At 56.4% G+C, this 20,103-nt stretch carries 18 protein-coding genes; 12 read left to right on the top strand and 6 right to left on the bottom strand.

Going from position 1 to position 20,103, the window contains the following annotated elements; translation table 11 throughout:
• Window positions 1–153 precede the first annotated feature (153 nt).
• From RQI55_RS12845 to RQI55_RS12815, 7 genes are all read left to right on the top strand, one after another.
• On the top strand, window positions 154–1,770 hold the full coding sequence (locus RQI55_RS12845; RefSeq protein WP_311272738.1) for an ABC transporter substrate-binding protein: 1,617 nt from the start codon (window positions 154–156) through the stop codon (window positions 1,768–1,770).
• Window positions 1,767–2,756, top strand: a complete 990-nt coding sequence (locus RQI55_RS12840; protein ID WP_311272737.1) for an ABC transporter permease — start codon at window positions 1,767–1,769, stop codon at window positions 2,754–2,756. Before RQI55_RS12845 ends, RQI55_RS12840 begins: the two co-directional genes overlap by 4 nt.
• Complete coding sequence (locus RQI55_RS12835; protein ID WP_311272736.1) at window positions 2,753–3,583, top strand: ABC transporter permease; 831 nt, start codon at window positions 2,753–2,755, stop codon at window positions 3,581–3,583. The genes RQI55_RS12840 and RQI55_RS12835 overlap by 4 nt, the downstream gene beginning before the upstream one ends.
• Window positions 3,580–4,383, top strand: a complete 804-nt coding sequence (locus RQI55_RS12830; RefSeq protein ID WP_311272735.1) for an ABC transporter ATP-binding protein — start codon at window positions 3,580–3,582, stop codon at window positions 4,381–4,383. The genes RQI55_RS12835 and RQI55_RS12830 overlap by 4 nt, the downstream gene beginning before the upstream one ends.
• A gap of 2 nt (window positions 4,384–4,385) precedes the next feature.
• On the top strand, window positions 4,386–5,177 hold the full coding sequence (locus tag RQI55_RS12825; RefSeq protein WP_311272734.1) for an ATP-binding cassette domain-containing protein: 792 nt from the start codon (window positions 4,386–4,388) through the stop codon (window positions 5,175–5,177).
• The gene (locus RQI55_RS12820) at window positions 5,170–6,267 is read left to right on the top strand and encodes an aminotransferase class V-fold PLP-dependent enzyme (RefSeq protein ID WP_311272733.1); all 1,098 of its coding nucleotides are present in this window, start codon (window positions 5,170–5,172) and stop codon (window positions 6,265–6,267) included. Before RQI55_RS12825 ends, RQI55_RS12820 begins: the two co-directional genes overlap by 8 nt.
• Before the next feature lie 181 nt (window positions 6,268–6,448).
• A complete protein-coding gene (locus RQI55_RS12815) occupies window positions 6,449–6,634 on the top strand; it encodes a hypothetical protein (RefSeq protein WP_311272732.1) in 186 nt (61 codons plus the stop codon).
• A gap of 114 nt (window positions 6,635–6,748) precedes the next feature.
• Here RQI55_RS12815 and RQI55_RS12810 read toward each other — a convergent pair whose 3' ends face one another.
• From RQI55_RS12810 to RQI55_RS12785, 6 genes are all read right to left on the bottom strand, one after another.
• On the bottom strand, window positions 6,749–7,594 hold the full coding sequence (locus RQI55_RS12810; RefSeq protein WP_311272731.1) for a dipeptide ABC transporter ATP-binding protein: 846 nt from the start codon (window positions 7,592–7,594) through the stop codon (window positions 6,749–6,751).
• Entirely contained in the window at window positions 7,591–8,457 is an 867-nt protein-coding gene (locus RQI55_RS12805; RefSeq protein ID WP_311272730.1) for an ABC transporter ATP-binding protein, read from the bottom strand. Before RQI55_RS12805 ends, RQI55_RS12810 begins: the two co-directional genes overlap by 4 nt.
• 1 nt (window position 8,458) lies before the next feature.
• A complete protein-coding gene (locus RQI55_RS12800) occupies window positions 8,459–9,367 on the bottom strand; it encodes an ABC transporter permease subunit (protein ID WP_243257368.1) in 909 nt (302 codons plus the stop codon).
• Window positions 9,368–9,383: 16 nt separating this feature from the next.
• Window positions 9,384–10,388, bottom strand: a complete 1,005-nt coding sequence (locus tag RQI55_RS12795) for an ABC transporter permease subunit (protein ID WP_192064720.1) — start codon at window positions 10,386–10,388, stop codon at window positions 9,384–9,386.
• A gap of 148 nt (window positions 10,389–10,536) precedes the next feature.
• Entirely contained in the window at window positions 10,537–12,135 is a 1,599-nt protein-coding gene (locus tag RQI55_RS12790; RefSeq protein WP_042616544.1) for an ABC transporter substrate-binding protein, read from the bottom strand.
• Window positions 12,136–12,467: 332 nt separating this feature from the next.
• Window positions 12,468–14,288, bottom strand: a complete 1,821-nt coding sequence (locus RQI55_RS12785; RefSeq protein ID WP_042616545.1) for an IlvD/Edd family dehydratase — start codon at window positions 14,286–14,288, stop codon at window positions 12,468–12,470.
• A 489-nt stretch (window positions 14,289–14,777) separates the two neighbouring features.
• On the opposite strand from RQI55_RS12785, the gene ytfQ reads away from it, so the two are divergent.
• The 5 genes from ytfQ (at window position 14,778) to RQI55_RS12760 (ending at window position 20,097) form a co-directional block, all read left to right on the top strand.
• A complete protein-coding gene (gene ytfQ / locus RQI55_RS12780) occupies window positions 14,778–15,737 on the top strand; it encodes a galactofuranose ABC transporter, galactofuranose-binding protein YtfQ (RefSeq protein WP_042616546.1) in 960 nt (319 codons plus the stop codon).
• Between the two features lie 67 nt (window positions 15,738–15,804).
• Window positions 15,805–17,328: a sugar ABC transporter ATP-binding protein gene (locus RQI55_RS12775; RefSeq protein WP_311272729.1), complete on the top strand. Its 1,524-nt coding sequence runs from the start codon at window positions 15,805–15,807 to the stop codon at window positions 17,326–17,328.
• Window positions 17,328–18,371, top strand: a complete 1,044-nt coding sequence (locus tag RQI55_RS12770) for an ABC transporter permease (protein ID WP_311272728.1) — start codon at window positions 17,328–17,330, stop codon at window positions 18,369–18,371. Before RQI55_RS12775 ends, RQI55_RS12770 begins: the two co-directional genes overlap by 1 nt.
• Entirely contained in the window at window positions 18,368–19,348 is a 981-nt protein-coding gene (yjfF, locus tag RQI55_RS12765) for a galactofuranose ABC transporter, permease protein YjfF (RefSeq protein ID WP_311272727.1), read from the top strand. The genes RQI55_RS12770 and yjfF overlap by 4 nt, the downstream gene beginning before the upstream one ends.
• Window positions 19,349–19,365: 17 nt before the next feature.
• A complete protein-coding gene (locus tag RQI55_RS12760) occupies window positions 19,366–20,097 on the top strand; it encodes a FadR/GntR family transcriptional regulator (RefSeq protein WP_042616549.1) in 732 nt (243 codons plus the stop codon).
• Window positions 20,098–20,103: the final 6 nt, after the last annotated feature.

The raw sequence follows: 20,103 nt of genomic DNA, 5'->3' as shown, positions 1-20,103 counted from the left end.
CTGTCTGCAACAATCATTTTTCTCCTGTCTAAATGTAGAAAATCCGTTGCTGTCACACGCGTCGAATCTCGTGGACACTTGGCGTCACTCGGTCCTAAACTGCGCCTGTATCTCTGCGGCGCTGACACTGCCCTTTCCACTTCGGAGTTATCGATGCCCACAACGCAGTTTTCACGTCGCACTCTTCTGCAAACGATATCCCTGCTGGTCGCTTCAACGGCACTCTCGCGTCCTCAGTCCGCCTGGGCAGCGCATGGCACCGGGCGTCTTGTGGTTGCAGCTGATTCAGAGCCGAAAAACCTCAACCCCGCGATCGTTGCGTCCAACGGCGTTTTCTACATTTCCAGTAAAGTGATCGAGCCGCTGGCCGAGGCTTCGTACAAGGGAAAAGACGGACTGGAGCCGCGACTTGCAACCTCTTGGGAAGGCTCCGACGATGGTCTCAGCGCTACATTCAAGCTGCGCGAAGGCGTGACATGGCATGATGGAAAGCCTTTTACCTCGGCAGATGTGGCCTTTTCTGCGATGTCCGTGTGGAAGCCACTGCAAAATCTCGGCCGGCTGGTGTTCGCCAATCTTCAGTCAGTCGATACGCCTGACCAACACACGGCAATCTTCCGGTTTTCAAAGCCAACCCCGTTCCAACTCCTGCGCAACGCCCTGCCCGTGGTGACCAGTGTCATCCCAAAACACATTTATGAAGGCACGGATATTGCCACGAACCCCGCAAACACGAAGCCAATCGGGACAGGCCCCTTTGTCTTTGCCGAATACAAGCCGGGCGAATATTACCGCCTAACCCGCAACACGTCCTACTGGCAAAAAGACGCGCCTAAACTTGATGAAATCATTTATCGCATCCTGCCAGATCGTGCTGGCGCGGCAGCGGCACTTGAGGCAGAAGAAATCCAGCTGGCTGCCTTTTCAGCCGTCCCGCTGTCCGATCTTGCTCGTATTGCCAAAGAGCCCGGCATCAAAGTCATTGCCGATGGCTATGAGGCATTGACCTATCAGCTTGTTGTCGAGATCAACCATCGCCGCAAGGAGTTGGCCGATCTGAAGGTTCGGCAGGCCATTGCCCACGCTATCGACAAAAAGCTGGTGATCGACACTGTCTTTTTAGGTTACGCAACAGCATCCACCGGGCCAGTGCCAATAAACGCACCGCAATTTTATACGGCAGATGTTGATCGCTACGATTTCAACGTGGCCAAGGCGAATGCGATGCTCGATGAGGCTGGCTACACGCGTGACAGCACCGGCAACCGTTTTTCTCTGAAGCTGTTGCCCGCGCCCTATTTCAACGAAACACGCCAGTTCGGGGCATATCTGCGCCAGGCGCTGGCGGCCATTGGCATAAAGGCTGAACTTATCAACAACGATGCCGCCGCTCATCAGAAGGCGGTCTATACCGACCATGCTTTCGATCTCGCCATTGCCCCACCGGTCTTCCGTGGAGACCCAGCCATCTCCACAACCATCCTTGTCAGATCCGGCACGCCCGCCGGTGTCGGCTTTTCCAACCAGGGAGGTTACGAAAAAAAGGCGCTGGATGCGCTGATCGATAATGCAGCGGAAACGATTGACGAAACCAAGCGCACGGAGCTTTACAAAGAGTTTCAGAAAGAGGTCACGCGCGATCTGCCGCTTATCAATGTTGCGGAATGGGGCTTCATCACAGTTGCGCGCGACAGCGTAGCGAATGTCGCCAGCAATCCGCGCTGGGCCGTTTCAAACTGGGCGGATACTGCATTGTGGGCGGACCAGTGAGCGGTGCAGCAGGCATAATCCAGCGGAGGTTGCTCAGCGCGATACCTGTGCTGGTCATCGTTCTGCTGGCGACATTTCTTCTGCTCGAAAATGCATCTGGTGATGCGGTGGACGCCTATCTTGTCTCGATTGGCGGCGGCGATGCTGCCCTGCGTGACACGTTGCGCAGTCAATATGGCCTCGATCAATCCATGCTGGCACGGCTGTGGCTCTATCTTTCGTCCGTGGCACGGCTTGATCTTGGCTGGTCTGTCGCATTTGACCGACCGGTCTTGACGCTTATCCTCGAACGGCTTCCCAACACACTATTGTTGATGACAACCGCCACGGCACTATCATTCGTGATGGGCTCTGCGCTCGGCATCATCGCGGGCGCAAAACCCGGGAGCCTGCGAGATAGGGCATTGTCGACCATATCACTCGCACTTTGTGCGATGCCCGGCTTTTGGCTCGGGCTTGTGCTCGTCATCGTCTTTTCCGTTAGTTTGCGTTGGTTGCCGACATCGGGCCTTGAGACAATTGCCTCTGGCAAACAGGGCATAGATAGGGCGCTGGACATAGGCCGCCACCTCATCCTGCCTGTGGTCAGCCTTGGGCTTATCTATCTGGCATTGTTTCTGCGTGTCATGCGCAATGCAATGGCAGATATCTGGCCTTTGGAGTTCGTGGCATTCGCACAGTCGAAAGGTCTCGCACACAGACGCATCGTTCTGCGCCATGTGGCACGCAACGCCGCCCTGTCGCTCATCACAGTCCTTGGCCTGCAATCGGCGGCCATGCTGGGTGGAAGCGTGGTGGTTGAAAGCGTGTTTGCCATTCCGGGTTTCGGCAGACTGGCCCATGAAGCCGTCAGCGGCAGAGACACGCCATTACTGATGGGCATCATTTTATCGAGCGCTGTCTTCGTCATTCTCATCAATCTGGTTGTTGATTTGCTGTATGCTGTGCTTGATCCGCGTATCGGCGCGCAGGGCGGCAGCACATGAAGCTGCTTCAATCGGCCACGAGGAGTGTGGAAGGCAAGCTGGGTATCGCCATTCTCGGTGTTATCGCTGGCGTAGCTCTCGCCGCACCCCTCCTCTTCCCGCAAGATCCGTTGTCGATAGTCGCATCACCGCTCATCAGGCCCTTTACCGATGCCAATTTTCCGCTGGGAACAGATAGTTTGGGCCGGGATATGCTGGCCGGCCTAGTGCATGGCGCACGTGTTTCGCTAACGGTTGGCCTGATCGCTGCTGCGGCTGCACTCTTCATCGGCATGGTCGTTGGCACACTGGCGGGCTTTGCAGGCGGGATGATCGATGAGGCCTTGATGCGCGTGACGGACGCCTTTCAAATCATACCCGGCTTCCTGCTCGCGCTTGCCTTCGTCAGCACTATCGGCCCTTCCACGCCCATTGTTGTCGTGGCGATTGCGCTCAGCGCCTGGGCGGATCCCGCCCGTCTGACGCGGGCGCAGGTACTTTCCATTCGCGAACGGGACTATGTCGCCTCCGCCCGCGCCATTGGCATGCACCCGCTGGAAATCGCATTTCGACAAATCCTGCCAAACGCACTGCCACCGGTTTTGGCGCTGGCGGCCGTTATTGTCGCTGCTGCCATTTTAACCGAAGCCGCACTTTCATTTCTAGGCCTTGGGGACCCCAATGTTGTCACATGGGGCTCCATGATTGCAGAGGGCCGCAATCTTCTTCGCTCGGCTGCCTATCTGTCTGTCATCCCCGGCGTCGGACTTCTGGCCACGGTGCTGGGTGTTTATCTCTTGGCAGAAGGCGTCAACCAGGCTTTGGCCAGACTGGGAAAGACGCCATGAGATCACGGCCCATCTGCACCGTGGAAAACCTCATCGTTACCTATGCGAGGATGGAGCAGCCCGCATTGGAAAATATCTCGCTGACAATCCGTGCCAACAGGCGTCTGGCCATTATCGGCGAAAGCGGCTCTGGCAAGAGCACACTTGCAAAGACGCTCGCCAGGCTTTTGCCCAAAGGCGCAAAAGCCATGGGCGATCTCATCTGGAATATGCACCCAGAGGGAAGATCCGACGCCTCGCCGCCCAAACCGGGCCTCGATATTGCCTATGTTTTTCAAGACCCGGGTGCCAGCCTCAATCCGGTCCTGACCATCGGGGAACAGGTTGCCGAAAGCGCAGTTCATCATCTCGGCATGTCGTGGGCGAAGGGCTTTGCGCATGCGCGCATCATGCTCGACCAGGTCGAGCTTCCAGCCTCTGCCACGCTTCTGAACGTCTACCCACACCAACTCTCCGGAGGGCAGCGCCAGCGTGTTGCCATTGCGGCGGCGATGTGTGCCGGTCCAAAAATCCTGATTGCGGACGAAGCGACAAGCGCCCTCGACACCATCACGCAGGCCGCAATCGTGCGGTTGCTGGACCGGTTGGTGCAGCAAAATGGAATGACCCTGATCTTCATCACCCACGATATTGCGTTAGCTTCCTCGCTCGCGGATGATATCGCCGTGCTGAAATCCGGGCGGCTACAGGAGGCCGGACCAGCGGCGTCCATTATGAACAACCCGCAGACACCCTATACCAGACAGCTTGTTGAAGCCCATCTCGACCTTTCCACACCGCCACTGATCGGGAGCCTGTAGCCATGGCTCCCCTTTTATCAGTCGAGACCCTTGCCAAAACCTATCGGGCCCAAGGCCAGGTAAAACACGCCGTTCGGGACATTTCCTTCACGCTTTCGGAAGGCGAAACATTAGGCCTTGCAGGGCCATCAGGCTGCGGCAAGTCTACGCTCGCTCGTCTCATCATGCGCTTGGTAGAACCAGACGCGGGCACCATCTCCTTTCGTGGAGAGAACTGGCTGGCACGCCATGGCCGCCAACTTCGACAGGCGCGAAGGCACATGCAGATGGTGTTTCAGGATTCCCATGCCGCCTTCAACCCGCGATCCACAGTCGCGTCCGTCATTTCCGAGCCGCTGCGCATTCACGGTCTCTTCGCCGCAAAAGCGTTGGTGCATGAGGTCGAAAGACTTCTCGACCGCGTCGGTTTGCCAGCAGACTTATCGCCTCGGCCGATACTCGACCTTTCCGGCGGGCAACGGCAGCGCGTCGCAATCGCCCGCGCACTTGCCACCCGTCCCTCCCTGCTCGTCATGGATGAAGCCGTCTCGGCGCTCGATGTGTCTGTGCGCGCTCAGATCCTTTCCTTGCTGGTATCGATACAGCGAGAGACAGGTCTCTCCTGCCTGTTCGTTTCGCATGACATTGCGGTTATCCGCGCCGTTTGCCACAGGGTTGCCATCATGGAAGCAGGCCGTATGGTCGAATATGGCGTGACCCAGCAGGTGATCTCTGCCCCTCAATCGGAGATGGCGCAACGGCTCATCGCAGCGGTTCCGACATTTCAAATCGATAAGGAGAACCATAATGCCTGATCGTCACTGGGATCACCTGCTAGACATCCCCTCCTTCCCAGTTGATCACTACGGATCGCTGGCTTACCGACTTGCAGCCCTGATGGGCACGAGAAACGATGTTATCCTTGTGCAGGCCGAAGCTGTTGTTGCGCTGGAAGCGGTTGCGACAAGCCTTGCTCGACCAGATCTTCATGCCCTGAATATCGTCACCAGCCCCTATGGCACGTGGTTTGGAAACTGGCTTCAACGCGGGGGTGCCGATGTGGTCAATCTCTGCGCAAAACCGGCTCAACCCATCACCGTTGAGGCAGTCCGCGCAGCGCTGGATGCCAATCCAGATATTGCAGCTCTTGCAATCGTTCATGCGGAATCGGCCAGCGGCATTCTCAACCCGCTCGAAGACATTGTTGCGCTTGCCAGCGCGCGCGGTATTCTCACTATTGTTGATGCGGTGGCATCCATAGGCGGCCATGCCCTCGACGTGGATAGGCTCGGCATTGATATTGCAGTGATCGGCCCGCAAAAATCCCTCGCCGGGCCTGCTGGAGTATCTGCCGTGTCCGTCAGCCAGCGGGCATGGACGACGCTCGCACATGACAAGGCACCGAGGAACTCCATCCTCTCCCTTATGGACCAGAAGGAGCAGTGGCTGGACACCGGTCGCCTAGCCTTGCCGGGTACGCCAGCACCTCTAGAGTTCTTTGCCCTTGAAGCGGCACTCGATCGAATCGAGACCGAAGGCATCCATCAGGTCATCAGTCGCCACCAACGGGCAAGCGCTGCAACCCGGTCGGGCCTGCGCGCACTCGGGGCACAACTATGGGCACAGGACATGGCCGCTTCTGCGCTCATAACCACAGCAGTCCTGCCTGCTGATATCAACCGCACCGATTTTCTATCACGCCGAACAATAGCCGGTTCAGATCTGAGCTCAGGCGTGGGCCCCGGAACGGACCTGCTAGTTCGACTGAACCATACAGGCCAGCGCGCTTGCGAAGAAGCGGTTCTGGCAAATTTGACCGCATATGCAAAAGCACTTGAGACCGGCGGACACTCCACCAATCTTGAATATGCGTTGCTCGCCGCTGTGGATGCCTACCGCCTTTGAGCGTCTAAGTGCGGGAATGACGGCTCAGGAATAAAGCATTGGCGATCCGGCAAGCGGCGAAATAGTTTTCTCTGGACGGAGCCGATGTTCAGGAAAGGAATCCCTGCGGCAATCTTGACGAAAACATGGCAATGCGCAAAACTTAACCTCTCGTTAACAACTGTGACGAAGAGGAACAGAAATGGTTGCTGGCTTCGATATGCTATCCTTTGACCTGTTCGGACTTGGTCGCAAGGCCAGGGAAGATCGGCTCAACCGAGAGCGTGGTGTCACGTCTGAGCGAAAATCAGAAGAAAACTCATCGGAACAGAAGGACCGTGATCAGGAACATGAGCTGTTCTTCTGGTCGCTTTATCCAGTGATCTGATTTCGGTTAAAAACCGAGTTTATTGTTATCGACGCCGCGAGGGGTAATTCCTTCGCGGCGTCGAATGTTTTTGGATCGCACGTTCCACCCGGCAGACCCGGGAGCACGCAAACCTTATCCAGCCTTTGCCAGCTTCTTGGCAGCGACGCGCGCACGAATGGATTCCACGTCGGACTTCGGCGTCGCGGCAAACAGCGAGCGTGTGTAGGCGTGTTGCGGGTTGCTGAAGACCTGTTCGCGGGAGCCGTATTCAACAGCCTCACCGAAATACATGACCATGACCTCATCCGCGATGTATTTCACGACCGACAGATCGTGCGAGATGAAAACATAGGTCAGGCCAAACTCGTCCTGCAGATCGGCCAACAGATTAAGAACCTGCGCCTGAACGGAGAGATCGAGTGCCGAGACAGGCTCGTCCAGCACCAGCAGCTTCGGGTTCAGCATCAACGCGCGCGCAATGGCGATGCGTTGGCGCTGTCCGCCTGAGAACATGTGCGGATAGCGATTGTAGTGCTCTGGGCCAAGACCCACACGCACCAGCATGTCGTTGGCCTTTTCACGCCGCTCGGCAGCCGAGAGTTTCGTGTTGATCAGCAGAGGCTCACCCAACACATCGCCGATCTTCTGGCGTGGGTTCAGCGAACCATAGGGGTTCTGAAACACGATCTGCACCTTCTGGCGCATTTCAGCTGTCAGGTGGCCCGGACGCGTATCAACCTTCTGTCCATCGATCAACAAGTCCCCCGATGTGGGCTCGTCGATGAAGGTCAGCATCCGGGCAAGCGTAGACTTGCCGCAACCACTTTCGCCAACGATGGCGAGGGTCTTGCCGGTTTCCAGCGCGAAGGAAACACCCTTCACCGCATGAATGATCTTTTCAGGTTTCATGAAGCCGCCGGGAAGGCGATAATCACGCTTCATATTGCGGATTTCGAGCATAGTGTTGTTGGTGGTCATGCCGTTTCTCCTGCTGTGCTGGAGGCCGGTGTGGGCGTGCCATCGAAGAACTGCGACACAGTTGTCAGGCGGTCACCTGTCGCATTTTCAGGAAGGGCTGCCAGAAGTGCTTTGGTGTAATTGCTCTTGGGGTTTTCAAACAGCGAAAGCACGTCGGCCTCCTCCATCTTTTTACCCTTATACTGTACCACCACGCGGTCGGCGGTTTCGGCCACAACACCCATATCGTGGGTGATCATGATGAGGCCCATGCCATTTTCGGTCTGAAGCTTCATCAAGAGATCGAGGATCTGCTTCTGGATGGTCACGTCGAGCGCGGTTGTCGGCTCGTCGGCGATGAGAAGTTTCGGATTGCAGGCAATCGCGATAGCAATCATCACGCGCTGGCACTGGCCACCGGACATCTGGTGCGGAAAGTGCTTGAGACACTCTTCCGGGTCCGGCAGGCCGACGAGCTTGAACAGTTCGATGGCACGCGCGTGACGCGTCTTCTTGTCCATGCCCATATGGATGCGCAGGACTTCCTCAAGCTGGAAGCCAACCGTAAAGCATGGGTTGAGGCTGGCAACTGGCTCCTGGAAGATCATGGCAATATCCTTGCCAATCAACTTGCGGCGTTCAGACGCACCGATGTTCTGGATATCCTTGCCTTCAAACAACATCCGGTCAGCGGTGATCTTCGCGGTCCAGGGCAAGAGGCCCATGACCGCGAGCATCGAGACCGATTTGCCTGAACCGGATTCTCCGACGATGGCAAGAACCTCGCCCTTTTCGACGGAGACGGAAATACCGTCGACTGCACGAAACCAGCCGCTGGCGGTTTCGAACTCGACGGTGAGATTATCGACTTGCAGAAGTGCCATATCAGGACCTCTTCAGTTTCGGGTCAAGAGCATCACGCAGACCATCGCCCACCAGATTGATGGCAAGAACGGTGATCAGGATGGCAAGACCAGGGAAGGTGACGACCCACCATGCGCGCAGAATAAACTCACGCGCTTCGGCAAGCATTGTGCCCCATTCAGGCGCTGGCGGCTGTGCCCCCATGCCAAGGAAGCCGAGAGCGGCAGCATCAAGAATGGCATTGGAGAAGGACAGCGTTGCCTGAACGATGAGAGGACCCATGCAGTTCGGCAAAATGGTCTTGAACATCAGGCGCAACGGACCGGCACCAGCCAGACGTGCGGCGGTAACGTAGTCGCGTTCCTTTTCCGTCATCACGGCGGCACGCGTCAGTCGCACGAAGTGCGGCTGGAGAACAAGCGCAATCGCAATCATGCCATTGGTGAGGCCCGGGCCGAGAATGGCGACGAGAACCAGTGCCAGAAGCAGGGACGGAAATGCCAGGATGATATCCATCAACCGCATGATGACCGTATCAAGCCAGCCGCGATAATAACCGGCGATGACGCCGATGATGATGCCTGTCGACAGAGACAGGGTGGTGACGAAAACACCGATAAACAGCGAATACTGCGCACCGTGGATGAGGCGAGACAGAATATCGCGGCCCAGCGGATCTGTGCCCAGCGGATAGCTCCAATTGCCGCCTTCAAGCCAGGCCGGCGGAAGCAGAATGACCTCACGGTACTGCTGGAAGGGCGAATGCGGTGCAATCAACGAAGCGAAGATGGCGACGAAGACGATGATTGCGAAAACATAGAGGCCGATAACGGCGCCACGGTTTTCGGAGAAATAGTGCCAGAATTCGGAAAGCATCTGACGGCGCATTGCCGCGCTGCTCACCGGCTGGCTTTGAGTGGTTTCAGCCATGGGAATACTCAACCTTCTAGTGGCGGATGCGCGGATTGATCAGGCCATACAGCACGTCGACAATCAGATTGACGAACATGATGATACCGGCGATGAGCAGCAATCCACCCTGAATGACGGGGTAGTCGCGGCGGAAGACACTGTCGACCATCCACTTCCCAATTCCCGGCCACGAAAAGATGGTTTCGGTCAGGATCGCGCCTGCGAGCATGACACCGATCTGCAGACCAATCGTGGTGATAACGGGTATCAGCGCATTGCGAAGCGCGTGAAGACCCACCACACGAAACGGCGAGAGACCCTTGGCGCGCGCGGTGCGGATATAATCATCCGACAGCACTTCCAGCATGGCAGAACGGGTCTGACGCGCGATGACGGCGAGCGGTATCGTTGCGAGCACAATCGATGGCAAGATCAAATGGCTGACCGCAGAAGAGAACGCACCCTTCTGACCTGACAGAAGCGAGTCGATCAGCATGAAGCCGGTAACGGGCGGGAAGTAGAACATAAGCGAGATGCGCCCGGACACTGGCGTCCATTGCAGAATGCCCGCAAACAGGATGATCAGCAGCGGCCCCCACCAGAATATCGGCATGGAGTAGCCGACAAGCGAAACGCCCATCATCGTCTGGTCAAAGAACGAGCCACGCTTGATGGCTGCGATAACACCGGCAGGAACACCAATGGCGATGGCCAGGAGGATAGCACAGAGCGACAATTCGACGGTCGCTGGAAACAGCGCGAAGAACTGGTCGATAATGGGTGACTTGGAAACGATGGATGTTCCGAAATCACCTGAAAGGATGCCCTTCAGGTAATCCAGATACTGGATGACCATGGGGCGGTCCATGCCAAGAGCGGCACTGATCTGCGCGTGTCGCTCTGGAGACATGACCCGTTCACCCGACAGCAGGGCGACAGGGTCGCCCGGCAAGAGCCGGATAAACATGAATGCGATGATAGAAACCCCGATGAATGTCGGGATGAGCACGGCTATGCGCCGCACGAGAAAGCCAATCATGAAAAACCTTCGATCTGTTCCGCCTGGAACCTATGCGCTGGTAGTAGCGACCTTTTCGGTCTGCTTCTTTGTTGTTTAGAGATACTTCAGAACGCAAGTGCCGCGCGCCTTGAGACAAGACACGCGGCATTTTCAGATGCGTTGAATATTACTCGGCGATATCAACGTTTTCGAATGTGAAGTCACCCAATGGGCTCTGCACGAAACCAGTGACTTCCTTGCGCATTGGAACAACAGACAGGGAGTGGTCGATGGTGGCCCAAGGTGCCTGCTTCTTGAAGACAACCTGTGCCTCTTCGTAAAGCTTGGTACGCTCGGCCTGGTCGGTCGTGACCTTTGCCTTCTTCACGAGAGCGTCGAACTCCTTGTCGCACCACTGCGCACGGTTGTTGCCACCAACAGCATCGCAACCCAGCAGCGTATCAAGGAAGTTGTCCGGATCACCATTGTCACCGGTCCAGCCGAGGAACACGGCACCGTCGCGGTCCTTAGCCTTGGAACGATCGAGATATTCGGCCCATTCGTAGGAAACGATCTCAACCTTAACGCCGATCTTGGCGAAATCATCCTGGATGACTTCAGCGGCGCGGCGAGCGTTCAGCATGTAAGGGCGCGAAACCGGCATCGCCCAAACCTTCATCGAAAGGTCCTTGACGCCTGCGTCTGTCAGCATCTTCTTGGCTGCTTCCAGATCGTAAGTGTCGTCTTGAACCTTGTCGTTGTAGGACCACATTGTTGGTGGCAGTGGGTTCTTGGCAGGTGTTGCCATGCCCTGGAATACGGCGTCAACAATAGCCTTCTTGTTGATGGCTTTGTTCAGCGCAATGCGCACTTCCGGCTTATCGAAAGGAGCCTGCGTCGTGTTGTAAGCGAGGTAGGCAACGTTGAGGCCTTCCTGCTCCAGGATCGTCAGGCTCTTGTCAGCCTTCATGGACTGAACGTCAGCAGCGTTCGGGTAAGGCATCAGGTGGCATTCGCCAGCCTTGAGCTTCTGGTAGCGAACGGCAGCATCGGTCGTGATCGCGAAAACGAGATCGTCAACCTTTGGCGCGCCGCCCCAATAGTCCTTGTTGGCCTTGAAGCGGATGACGGCATCCTGCTGGTAGGCAACGAAGGCGAAAGGACCGGTGCCAACTGGCATCTGGTTCAACTGAGCCTGCTTGCCATCAGCGGCCAGCTTGTCCGTGTATTCCTTCGAGATGATCGAAGCGAATGGCATTGCGAGGTTGGCGAGGAACGGTGCTTCAGGGCGGTTCAGCGTGAACTTGACCGTCATGTCGTCAACTTTTTCGACAGACTTGATCAGCTTGGGGAAGCCCATGCCTTCAGCATATTCCCAGGACGTGCCTGGTACATACTGGTGCCAAGGGTTGTCGGTCTTGATCTGACGATCGATCGACAGGATGACGTCGTCTGCGTTGAGATCACGCGTTGGCGTGAAGAATTCTGTAGTCTGGAACTTAACGCCCTTGCGGAGCTTGAACGTGTAGACAGTGCCGTTCTCAGACACTTCCCAGCTCTCGGCAAGACCGGCAACAGGCTTGGTTGTGCCTGGTTCAAATTCCAGCAGGCGGCTGTAAACTGTGTGGGCCGAGGCATCAAATGTCGTGCCTGCGGTGTAAAGACCCGGATCGAAACCTTCTGGCGAACCTTCCGAGCAATATACGAATGTCTTCGCGCTTGCGGCAGGCGCAAAGCATGTCGCCGAAAGCAAGGCTGCAGCGATTAGGCCAAGTTTATATCTCATCAATGAGCTCCCAATTTTTGTATTCGGCTCGCTTATTCTGCGACTACCGATGCGTCGTGGTTATAAGAAACTTTGCACATACTCAAGCGGGCACGCGGAGCCTTCACAGTAGTTTTTGTTCAAAAGTTTAACTTCGCGTGATTTTGATACTAATTTAGGCAAAAGAATTAGAATTCTGTCCTTCCCATGGAAGAATTCTACGTCCTGGTTTTTTGTAAGAGACTGCGGCAGGAAGAGCAATCCAGCCCAGCGCCACAGAGCGAAAAAACTGGGCGCTTCACACAGAATCACCGGCTGAACCTCAGCCGGTGATAAGTATTTTCACGTGTTGTTTAGTGGTTGTCGCGTGGCACGCCCTTTGTCTGGGCAATACGCTGGTACTTGATGGCAGGCTCGAGAACCGCGCCCGATTCCATCTGGCCAACGATGCCGCGCTGGATTTCCTGCCATGGCGTCTGGTGGTCTGGATACTTGTATCCTCCAGCCGCTGCCAGTGCCTCGTAACGGGCAGCCAGCTCCTCGGCAGAAATCACGATATCGGCCTTGCCCTTGCCCACATCGATACGGACCTTGTCGCCCGTCTGGAGAATGGCAAGACCGCCACCCGCAGCCGCTTCTGGCGACGCGTTCAGAATGGACGGGCTGCCAGACGTGCCGGACTGACGGCCATCGCCGATGCATGGCAGCGAGGTGATGCCCTGCTTCAGCAGGTAATCAGGCGCGCGCATGTTAACGACTTCTGCCGCACCCGGATAACCGATTGGGCCGGCACCACGCATGAATAGAACCGTGTTGGCATCAATGCCCAGCGACGGGTCGTCGATGCGGTGGTGGTAATCTTCCGGACCGTCGAACACCACAGCCTTGCCTTCGAAAGCTTCAGGATCGTTGGGGTTGGAGAGATAACGCTCACGGAATTCAGGCGAGATAACGCTGGTCTTCATGATAGCGGAAGAGAACAGGTTTCCACGCAGAACGCGGAAGCCAGCACGCTCCTTGAGCGGCTGATCAAACGGACGAATGACCTTTTCGTCTTCGATAATCGCGCCACGGCAGTTCTCGCCAATGGTCTTGCCATTGACGGTCATCGCGTCTTCCTTGATCAGGCCCTGGCCCATCAACTGGTTGACGACAGCTGGAACGCCGCCCGCGTGATAATAGTCTTCACCGAGATATTCACCAGCAGGCTGAAGGTTGACCAGCAACGGAACCTCTTCGCCATATTTCTGCCAGTCATCCACCGTCAGCTCGACGTCAAGGTGACGCGCCAGACCGTTCAGATGGATTGGCGCATTGGTGGAGCCACCGATGGCCGAGTTGACACGGATGGCGTTGATGAACGCATCCTTCGTCATGATGTCGGAAGGCTTCAGGTCTTCTCTGACCATTTCAACGATACGCAGGCCCGTGAGGTAGGAAATTTCCTGACGGTCGCGGTACGGAGCCGGAATGGCGGCAGAACCTGGCAACTGCATGCCGAGTGCTTCAGCCAGCGAATTCATGGTCGTGGCCGTACCCATGGTGTTGCAATAGCCTGTGGATGGCGCGGAGGATGCAACGAGCTTGACGAAACCGGCATAGTCGATCTCGCCCTTTGCCAGCAGTTCACGTGCCTTCCAGACGATGGTGCCGGAACCTGTACGCTCACCACGGAACCAGCCATTGAGCATGGGGCCGACAGACAGCGCGATAGCTGGAATGTTGACGGTAGCCGCCGCCATCAGACAGGCAGGCGTGGTCTTGTCACAGCCGATTGTCAGCACAACGCCGTCAAGCGGGTAGCCGTAGAGCACTTCCACGAGGCCGAGATAGGCGAGGTTACGGTCGAGACCAGCTGTCGGACGCTTACCGGTTTCCTGGATAGGGTGAACCGGGAATTCGATGGCGATACCACCAGCTTCGCGGATACCTTCGCGCAGACGGTGAGCCAGCTCCAGATGGTGCCGGTTGCACGGAGACAGGTCCGAACCCGTTTGCGCGATGCCGATGATGGGGCGATCCGACTGCAATTCGGCCTGGCTGAGACCGAAATTCATGTAACGCTCCAGATAAAGCGCTGTCATGTCAGCATTGTCGGGATTGTCGAACCATGCGCGAGAACGCAGCTTACCGCCCTTAGCCTGCGTTGCGGGTGGGTTGGTCAGGTCTTTCATAGCTTTGGTCTCCAGCAGAAATGGCAAATGGGTACGACACAGGATGCGACGACCTTATGATGAGGAAAAGAGAGAAATACGGCCATAAGACGCGCAAAGCAGGTATGGCTTTGAAAAGCCCCTGTTTAGGTCGACCTTTTGAAGACAGTCGATGACGATCGTCACGAAATTTCCGCCCTGAATTCTTCTTTTGTCTGCTCTCATCTGCGACAATTGACGCAAGCCGTCAATCGTCACGATTAGCAGTGTATATTCGTATTACTAATTTGCGCAAAGGTCGCTTGTCAAGGCGAGTGCGGGTGCGGTTTCGCATCCGTTAAAAAAATATTACGTGATGTTTTTCTATTGTAAACCCTCACTAATTTTAAGTTTTTACAACTCTGGCTCATTGTTCAGCACAAGAAAATGCTCGCATAGCACTTTTCAAAGGTAATACTATATGCTCATATCAGCTTGTCTTAGCCGAATTCATCTCTGGGAGGATTACAGATGAAAAAAGCACTCGCGGCGGTTACCGTCGCTCTTTCCGCATGTCTGGCTTCAGGCGTTTCCGCAAAAACCCTCACCGTTGGCTTCTCGCAGATCGGCTCCGAATCCGGTTGGCGCGCTGCTGAAACCACTGTGACCAAGCAGCAGGCTGAAAAGCGCGGCGTGACGCTGAAATTCGCAGATGCGCAACAGAAGCAGGAAAATCAGATCAAGGCTATCAGAGGCTTTATCGCACAGGGCGTCGATGCCATCTTCATCGCACCCGTTGTCGCAACCGGCTGGGATGCCGTGTTGAAGGAAGCCAAGGAAGAGAAAATCCCGGTTATCCTGCTCGACCGTCAGATCGAAGCTCCCGACAGCCTTTACCTGACAGCCGTAACATCCGATCAGGTTCATGAAGGCAAGGTCGCTGGCGAATGGCTTGCCAAGGACGTTGGCTCAAAGAACTGCAAGGTTGTCGAGTTGCAGGGCACAACAGGTTCGTCACCTGCCATCAACCGCAAGAAGGGTTTTGAGGCTGGCATCGCGTCCCACGCCAATATCAAGATCGTTCGCTCGCAGACCGGCGACTTTACCCGCACAAAGGGTAAGGAAGTCATGGAAAGCTTCATCAAGGCTGAAGGCGGCGGCAAGGACATTTGCGCCGTTTACGCCCATAATGACGACATGGCTGTTGGCGCAATCCAGGCCATCAAGGAAGCTGGCCTGAAGCCTGGCACTGACATCAAGGTCGTATCCATCGATGCGGTTCCTGATATCTTCAAGGCAATGGCTGCCGGTGAAGCAAACGCGACCGTCGAACTGACGCCAAACATGGCTGGCCCGGCTTTTGACGTTCTTGAAGCCTATCTCAAGGACAAGAAAGAGCCTGCGAAATGGATCCAGACGGAATCCAAGCTCTATACGGCATCTGATAACCCGATGAAGGTTTATGAGGAGAAGAAGGGACTCGGCTACTAAGCCGGTTTCATCTTCGGGAGCGGCGCGCAGGCGCCGTTCCCACCCATATTCCGTGCAGGACCTGACCATGCCCGAAACCACCCCCCTTCTGGAAGCCCGCGCCATAGGAAAATCATTCCTCGGCATTGCGGCTCTCGATAATGTCGATATTTCCCTCCGACGTGGCGAAGTGCATGCCTTGCTCGGCGAAAATGGCGCCGGAAAATCGACGCTCATAAAAATTCTGACCGGCGTCTACCACCGCGACCGTGGCACGATCCGTCTGGACGGCGCAGAAATTGCACCCAAGACCGTTGCAGAGGCGCAAGACCTCGGTATCGGCACCGTCTATCAGGAAGTGAACCTGCTCGAAAATCTGACCGTTGCCGAAAACCTGTTTCTCGGGCGGCAGCCCCGTCGTTTTGGCATGATCGACCGGCGCGAGATGAGCGCAAGGGCGGCAAAATTGCTGACGCGCTACGGCCTTTCGATCAATGTCGATGCGCTCCTGTCAAGTTACTCCGTTGCGATCCGCCAGATTATCGCCATCGCCCGAGCCGTCGATCTTTCCGGCAAGGTGCTGGTGCTGGATGAGCCGACAGCCAGCCTCGACAGTCATGAAGTCGAGATGCTCTTTACCGTTTTGCGGCAACTGCGCGCAGAAGGCCTTGGCATTGTCATCATCACCCATTTTCTCAATCAGGTTTACGACATCGCCGACCGGGTCACTGTGCTGCGCAACGGCAAACTGGTTGGCACCCGCGAAATTTCCGAATTGCCGCGCGCCGATCTCATCTCGATGATGCTGGGGCGCGAGCTGCTGAGTGTGACCCATGAGCGTAAGGCTCACGACGCTGCGCCCGCGGAAGGCGAAGCTGCGATATGTTTCAAGGATTATGGCAAGCGCGGCAGCGTCGAGCCTTTCGATCTCAATGTGCGTCCTGGCGAAGTTGTCGGCATTGCCGGTCTCTTGGGATCAGGCCGGACCGAAACGGCTTTCCTGCTGTTCGGCATCGACAAGCCGGATGGAGGTAAGGCCACCATTGATGGCAAGACGGTTGAGATCACCTCGCCCGAAGCTGCCATTGAAAATGGCTTCGGCTTTTGTCCGGAAGAGCGCAAGACGGACGGGATTATCGGAGATTTTTCGGTTGCCGACAATATTGCCCTTGCCTTGCAGGCCCGGCAGGGATGGATGCGGCCGCTATCAAAGCGCCAGAAACTGGCATTGACGGAAGGCTTCATCACCTCGCTCGATATCAGACCAGCTGACCCTGAGCGGCCCATCAAGTTTCTATCCGGCGGCAACCAGCAAAAGGCTATTCTGGCACGCTGGCTTGCGACCGCACCTCGGCTCCTCATTCTGGATGAGCCGACACGCGGCATCGATATCGGCGCGCATGCGGAAATTCTGAAAATGATCGAGCGGCTCTGTCTGCAGGGCATGTCCCTCATCGTCATTTCGTCTGAACTGGAAGAGCTGACGGCTGTCGCACACCGGGTGATCGTGCTGTCTGACCGCAAACATGTCGCTGAACTCAAGGGAGGTGACGTGACCGCCGACAACATCATGCAGGCCATTGCCAGTGCGGCTAGGACGGAGGCCGCATAATGAGAAGCATCGCAGCACGCCTGAAGCGACTTGCACCGCAGATCGTTGCCCTTTTCATCATTCTCGCTGCCATAACGGTGATTTCGCCAGGTTTTCTGAACGTGTCGTTTCAGAACGGGCGGCTTTACGGCAGTGTCATCGACATTATGGTTCGAGCTGCACCCGTCGCGCTTCTGACCATTGGGATGACGTTGGTCATCGCAACCAAGGGCATCGACCTCTCCATCGGCGCCGTCATTGCCATCTGTGGCGCAGTCGCGGCAACGCTGATCAGCAGCGGCCAGTCCATTCCGGTCGTCATCGCCGTGTCATTGGCTGTTGGCATCGCTTGCGGCATCTGGAACGGCATTCTGGTTGCCATGCTGGACATACAGCCGATCATCGCCACGCTGATTCTAATGGTGGCCGGGCGCGGCATTGCGCAGCTGATTACCGAAGGTGTGATCCTGACGTTCAACGACGACAGCTTCTCTTCCATCGGCATCGGCGCTTTCGCGGGGATTCCCATGCCGATCATTATCTGGGTGGTGACAGCACTGCTGGTCGGCATTCTCGTGCGAAAAACGGCGCTTGGCTTCCTCATAGAAGCGACCGGCATCAATCGTCGCGCCGCAGCCCTTGCCGGCGTGCGCGCCCGTTTCCTGCTGTTCTTCGTCTATGCCATATCTGGCCTCTGCGCCGCCGTCGCTGGCCTGATCGTCACGGCCGACATCAGAGGTGCGGATGCAAACAATGCTGGCCTGTGGTTGGAGCTCGATGCCATTCTAGCCGTCGTGATTGGCGGAACGTCGCTCAATGGTGGACGCTTCTCCATCACCGCATCGCTGATCGGCGCGCTGATCATCCAGACCATCAACACCGGCATTCTCGTCTCGGGCTTCCCGCCAGAATTCAACCTCATCATCAAGGCCGGCATCATCATCGTCGTTCTGACACTCCAGTCACCGGCCATCGGCACGCTGATCGGCTTTGCAAGATCACGCAAGACGGCAAATCCCGGCACGCCCTCAACCACAGTCAACAATGAAGGAACGGCGCGATGATCCACACCCGCAACCTTCCGCTCCTGACAACGCTCGCGGTTTTCATCGTCGCCTATGTTCTATGCGTGATCCAGTATCCGGCGATGTTCTCCACGCGAGTTGTCGGCAACCTGCTGACTGACAATGCCTTTCTGGGTATCGCAGCTGTTGGCATGACCTTCGTCATACTCTCGGGCGGCATTGATCTGTCGATTGGCTCAGTCATTGCTTTTGCCAGCGTGTTCGTGGCGGTGCTGGTCGGCACATATAATGTGCACCCGCTGGTCGCCTTCGCCGCCGTACTGGTCATCTCCACGATCTTCGGTTGCCTGATGGGCGCGATGATCCGGTTTCTGTCGATACCGCCCTTTGTTGTGACGCTGGCTGGAATGTTTCTGGCGCGTGGGGCCGCCTATCTCATCTCGACACAATCCGTGCCGATTTCACATCCTGTGATCGATGCCATACAGGGCTTCTATTTCCGGGTGCCGGGCGGTGGTCGATTGACGGCACTCGCCATTATCATGCTCATTGTTTTTATCGTTGGCGGCATCGTTGCAAGCCGCACCCGGCTTGGTGCCAATATCTACGCGTTAGGCGGCAATCAGCAATCTGCGGAGCTGATGGGCGTGCCCATCGGCAAGACGATCATCAGCATTTACGCGCTCTCAGGCTTCCTCTCCGGTCTGGCTGGCATTATCTACACGCTCTACACATCCTCGGGCTATTCTTTGGCAACCGTCGGCATGGAGCTGGACGCCATTGCAGCCGTGGTTATCGGTGGCACATTGCTCACCGGCGGCACCGGACTAGTGGCGGGAACGTTTGTCGGCCTTTTGATCCAGGGATTGATCCAGACCTATATTGTTTTTGAAGGTACACTTTCGTCCTGGTGGACGAAAATCGTGATCGGCATACTGTTGTTCATCTTCATCGTGTTGCAACGCGCTATCATCTGGTATTCAAACAGAAGATTATCCGGGGGACATCCGGCATAAGGGAATCGGAGATTTTTTTGGGCCTGCTGGAAACGACAATCACCGGACGAAAGCGACGCAGCAGCCACGCGCATGTCGTGGCTGAGCTTGGCAGCGCCATCGTTTCCGGTCGCATTCCTGAAAACTCGTTGCTGCCAAATGATGCAGAGCTTTCTTTACGCTTTGGTGTTTCCCGCACGGTGCTGCGCGAGACGATGAAAACGCTGGCAGCCAAGAGACTGGTGGAGCCGAAGGCCAAGGTCGGCACGCGCGTTCTGGAAAAATCTAGCTGGAATTTTTTCGATCCTGATGTTCTGGGCTGGCGGTGCGATGCGGGGTTGGACCCGGAATTCATCAATCATCTGGCCGATATCCGGCTGGCGCTGGAACCTGCAGCCGCCGCCGCCGCCGCCCGCCATGCCTCCAGCGAAGACATCGTTTCGCTCTATGCCATTGCGGCACGGTTCGATAACCCGGCCCACAGCCCGGAAACCATTGCGAAGGTCGATCTAGAATTTCACCTTGCCGTCGCCCGCATTTCCGGCAACCCTTTCATGCGGTCTGCCAGTGGCTTGATCGAAGCGGCGCTGGCCATATCGTTCCAATTGTCATCACCCGCCTCGGCGCCAGAGACGATCTCAGAAATCGCCGCAAACCATTTGCGCATCGTCCACGCCATTGCTGCACGCGATGAAACGTCCGCCATTAAGGCCATGAGACACGTGATCGAAGTCGGCAAGGATCGGATAAAGAACGCCATCTGCGAGTGACCACTC

Source organism: Rhizobium sp. WCS2018Hpa-16, assembly GCF_031843705.1.
GTDB lineage: Bacteria > Pseudomonadota > Alphaproteobacteria > Rhizobiales > Rhizobiaceae > Agrobacterium > Agrobacterium tumefaciens_C.
This window is presented reverse-complemented; position numbering and strand designations above follow the sequence as displayed.

Bases quoted from the DNA above. Each gene is read 5' to 3' on its own strand.
- RQI55_RS12845 (WP_311272738.1), top strand. From the start codon at position 154: ATGCCCACAACGCAGTTTTCACGTCGCACTCTTCTGCAAACGATATCC.
- RQI55_RS12815 (WP_311272732.1), top strand. From the start codon at position 6,449: ATGGTTGCTGGCTTCGATATGCTATCCTTTGACCTGTTCGGACTTGGT.
- RQI55_RS12800 (WP_243257368.1), bottom strand. From the start codon at position 9,367: ATGGCTGAAACCACTCAAAGCCAGCCGGTGAGCAGCGCGGCAATGCGC.
- RQI55_RS12805 (WP_311272730.1), bottom strand. From the start codon at position 8,457: ATGGCACTTCTGCAAGTCGATAATCTCACCGTCGAGTTCGAAACCGCC.
- RQI55_RS12820 (WP_311272733.1), top strand. From the start codon at position 5,170: ATGCCTGATCGTCACTGGGATCACCTGCTAGACATCCCCTCCTTCCCA.
- RQI55_RS12830 (WP_311272735.1), top strand. From the start codon at position 3,580: ATGAGATCACGGCCCATCTGCACCGTGGAAAACCTCATCGTTACCTAT.
- RQI55_RS12825 (WP_311272734.1), top strand. From the start codon at position 4,386: ATGGCTCCCCTTTTATCAGTCGAGACCCTTGCCAAAACCTATCGGGCC.
- RQI55_RS12770 (WP_311272728.1), top strand. From the start codon at position 17,328: ATGAGAAGCATCGCAGCACGCCTGAAGCGACTTGCACCGCAGATCGTT.
- RQI55_RS12775 (WP_311272729.1), top strand. From the start codon at position 15,805: ATGCCCGAAACCACCCCCCTTCTGGAAGCCCGCGCCATAGGAAAATCA.
- RQI55_RS12785 (WP_042616545.1), bottom strand. From the start codon at position 14,288: ATGAAAGACCTGACCAACCCACCCGCAACGCAGGCTAAGGGCGGTAAG.
- RQI55_RS12835 (WP_311272736.1), top strand. From the start codon at position 2,753: ATGAAGCTGCTTCAATCGGCCACGAGGAGTGTGGAAGGCAAGCTGGGT.
- ytfQ (WP_042616546.1), top strand. From the start codon at position 14,778: ATGAAAAAAGCACTCGCGGCGGTTACCGTCGCTCTTTCCGCATGTCTG.
- RQI55_RS12795 (WP_192064720.1), bottom strand. From the start codon at position 10,388: ATGATTGGCTTTCTCGTGCGGCGCATAGCCGTGCTCATCCCGACATTC.
- RQI55_RS12810 (WP_311272731.1), bottom strand. From the start codon at position 7,594: ATGACCACCAACAACACTATGCTCGAAATCCGCAATATGAAGCGTGAT.
- RQI55_RS12790 (WP_042616544.1), bottom strand. From the start codon at position 12,135: ATGAGATATAAACTTGGCCTAATCGCTGCAGCCTTGCTTTCGGCGACA.
- yjfF (WP_311272727.1), top strand. From the start codon at position 18,368: ATGATCCACACCCGCAACCTTCCGCTCCTGACAACGCTCGCGGTTTTC.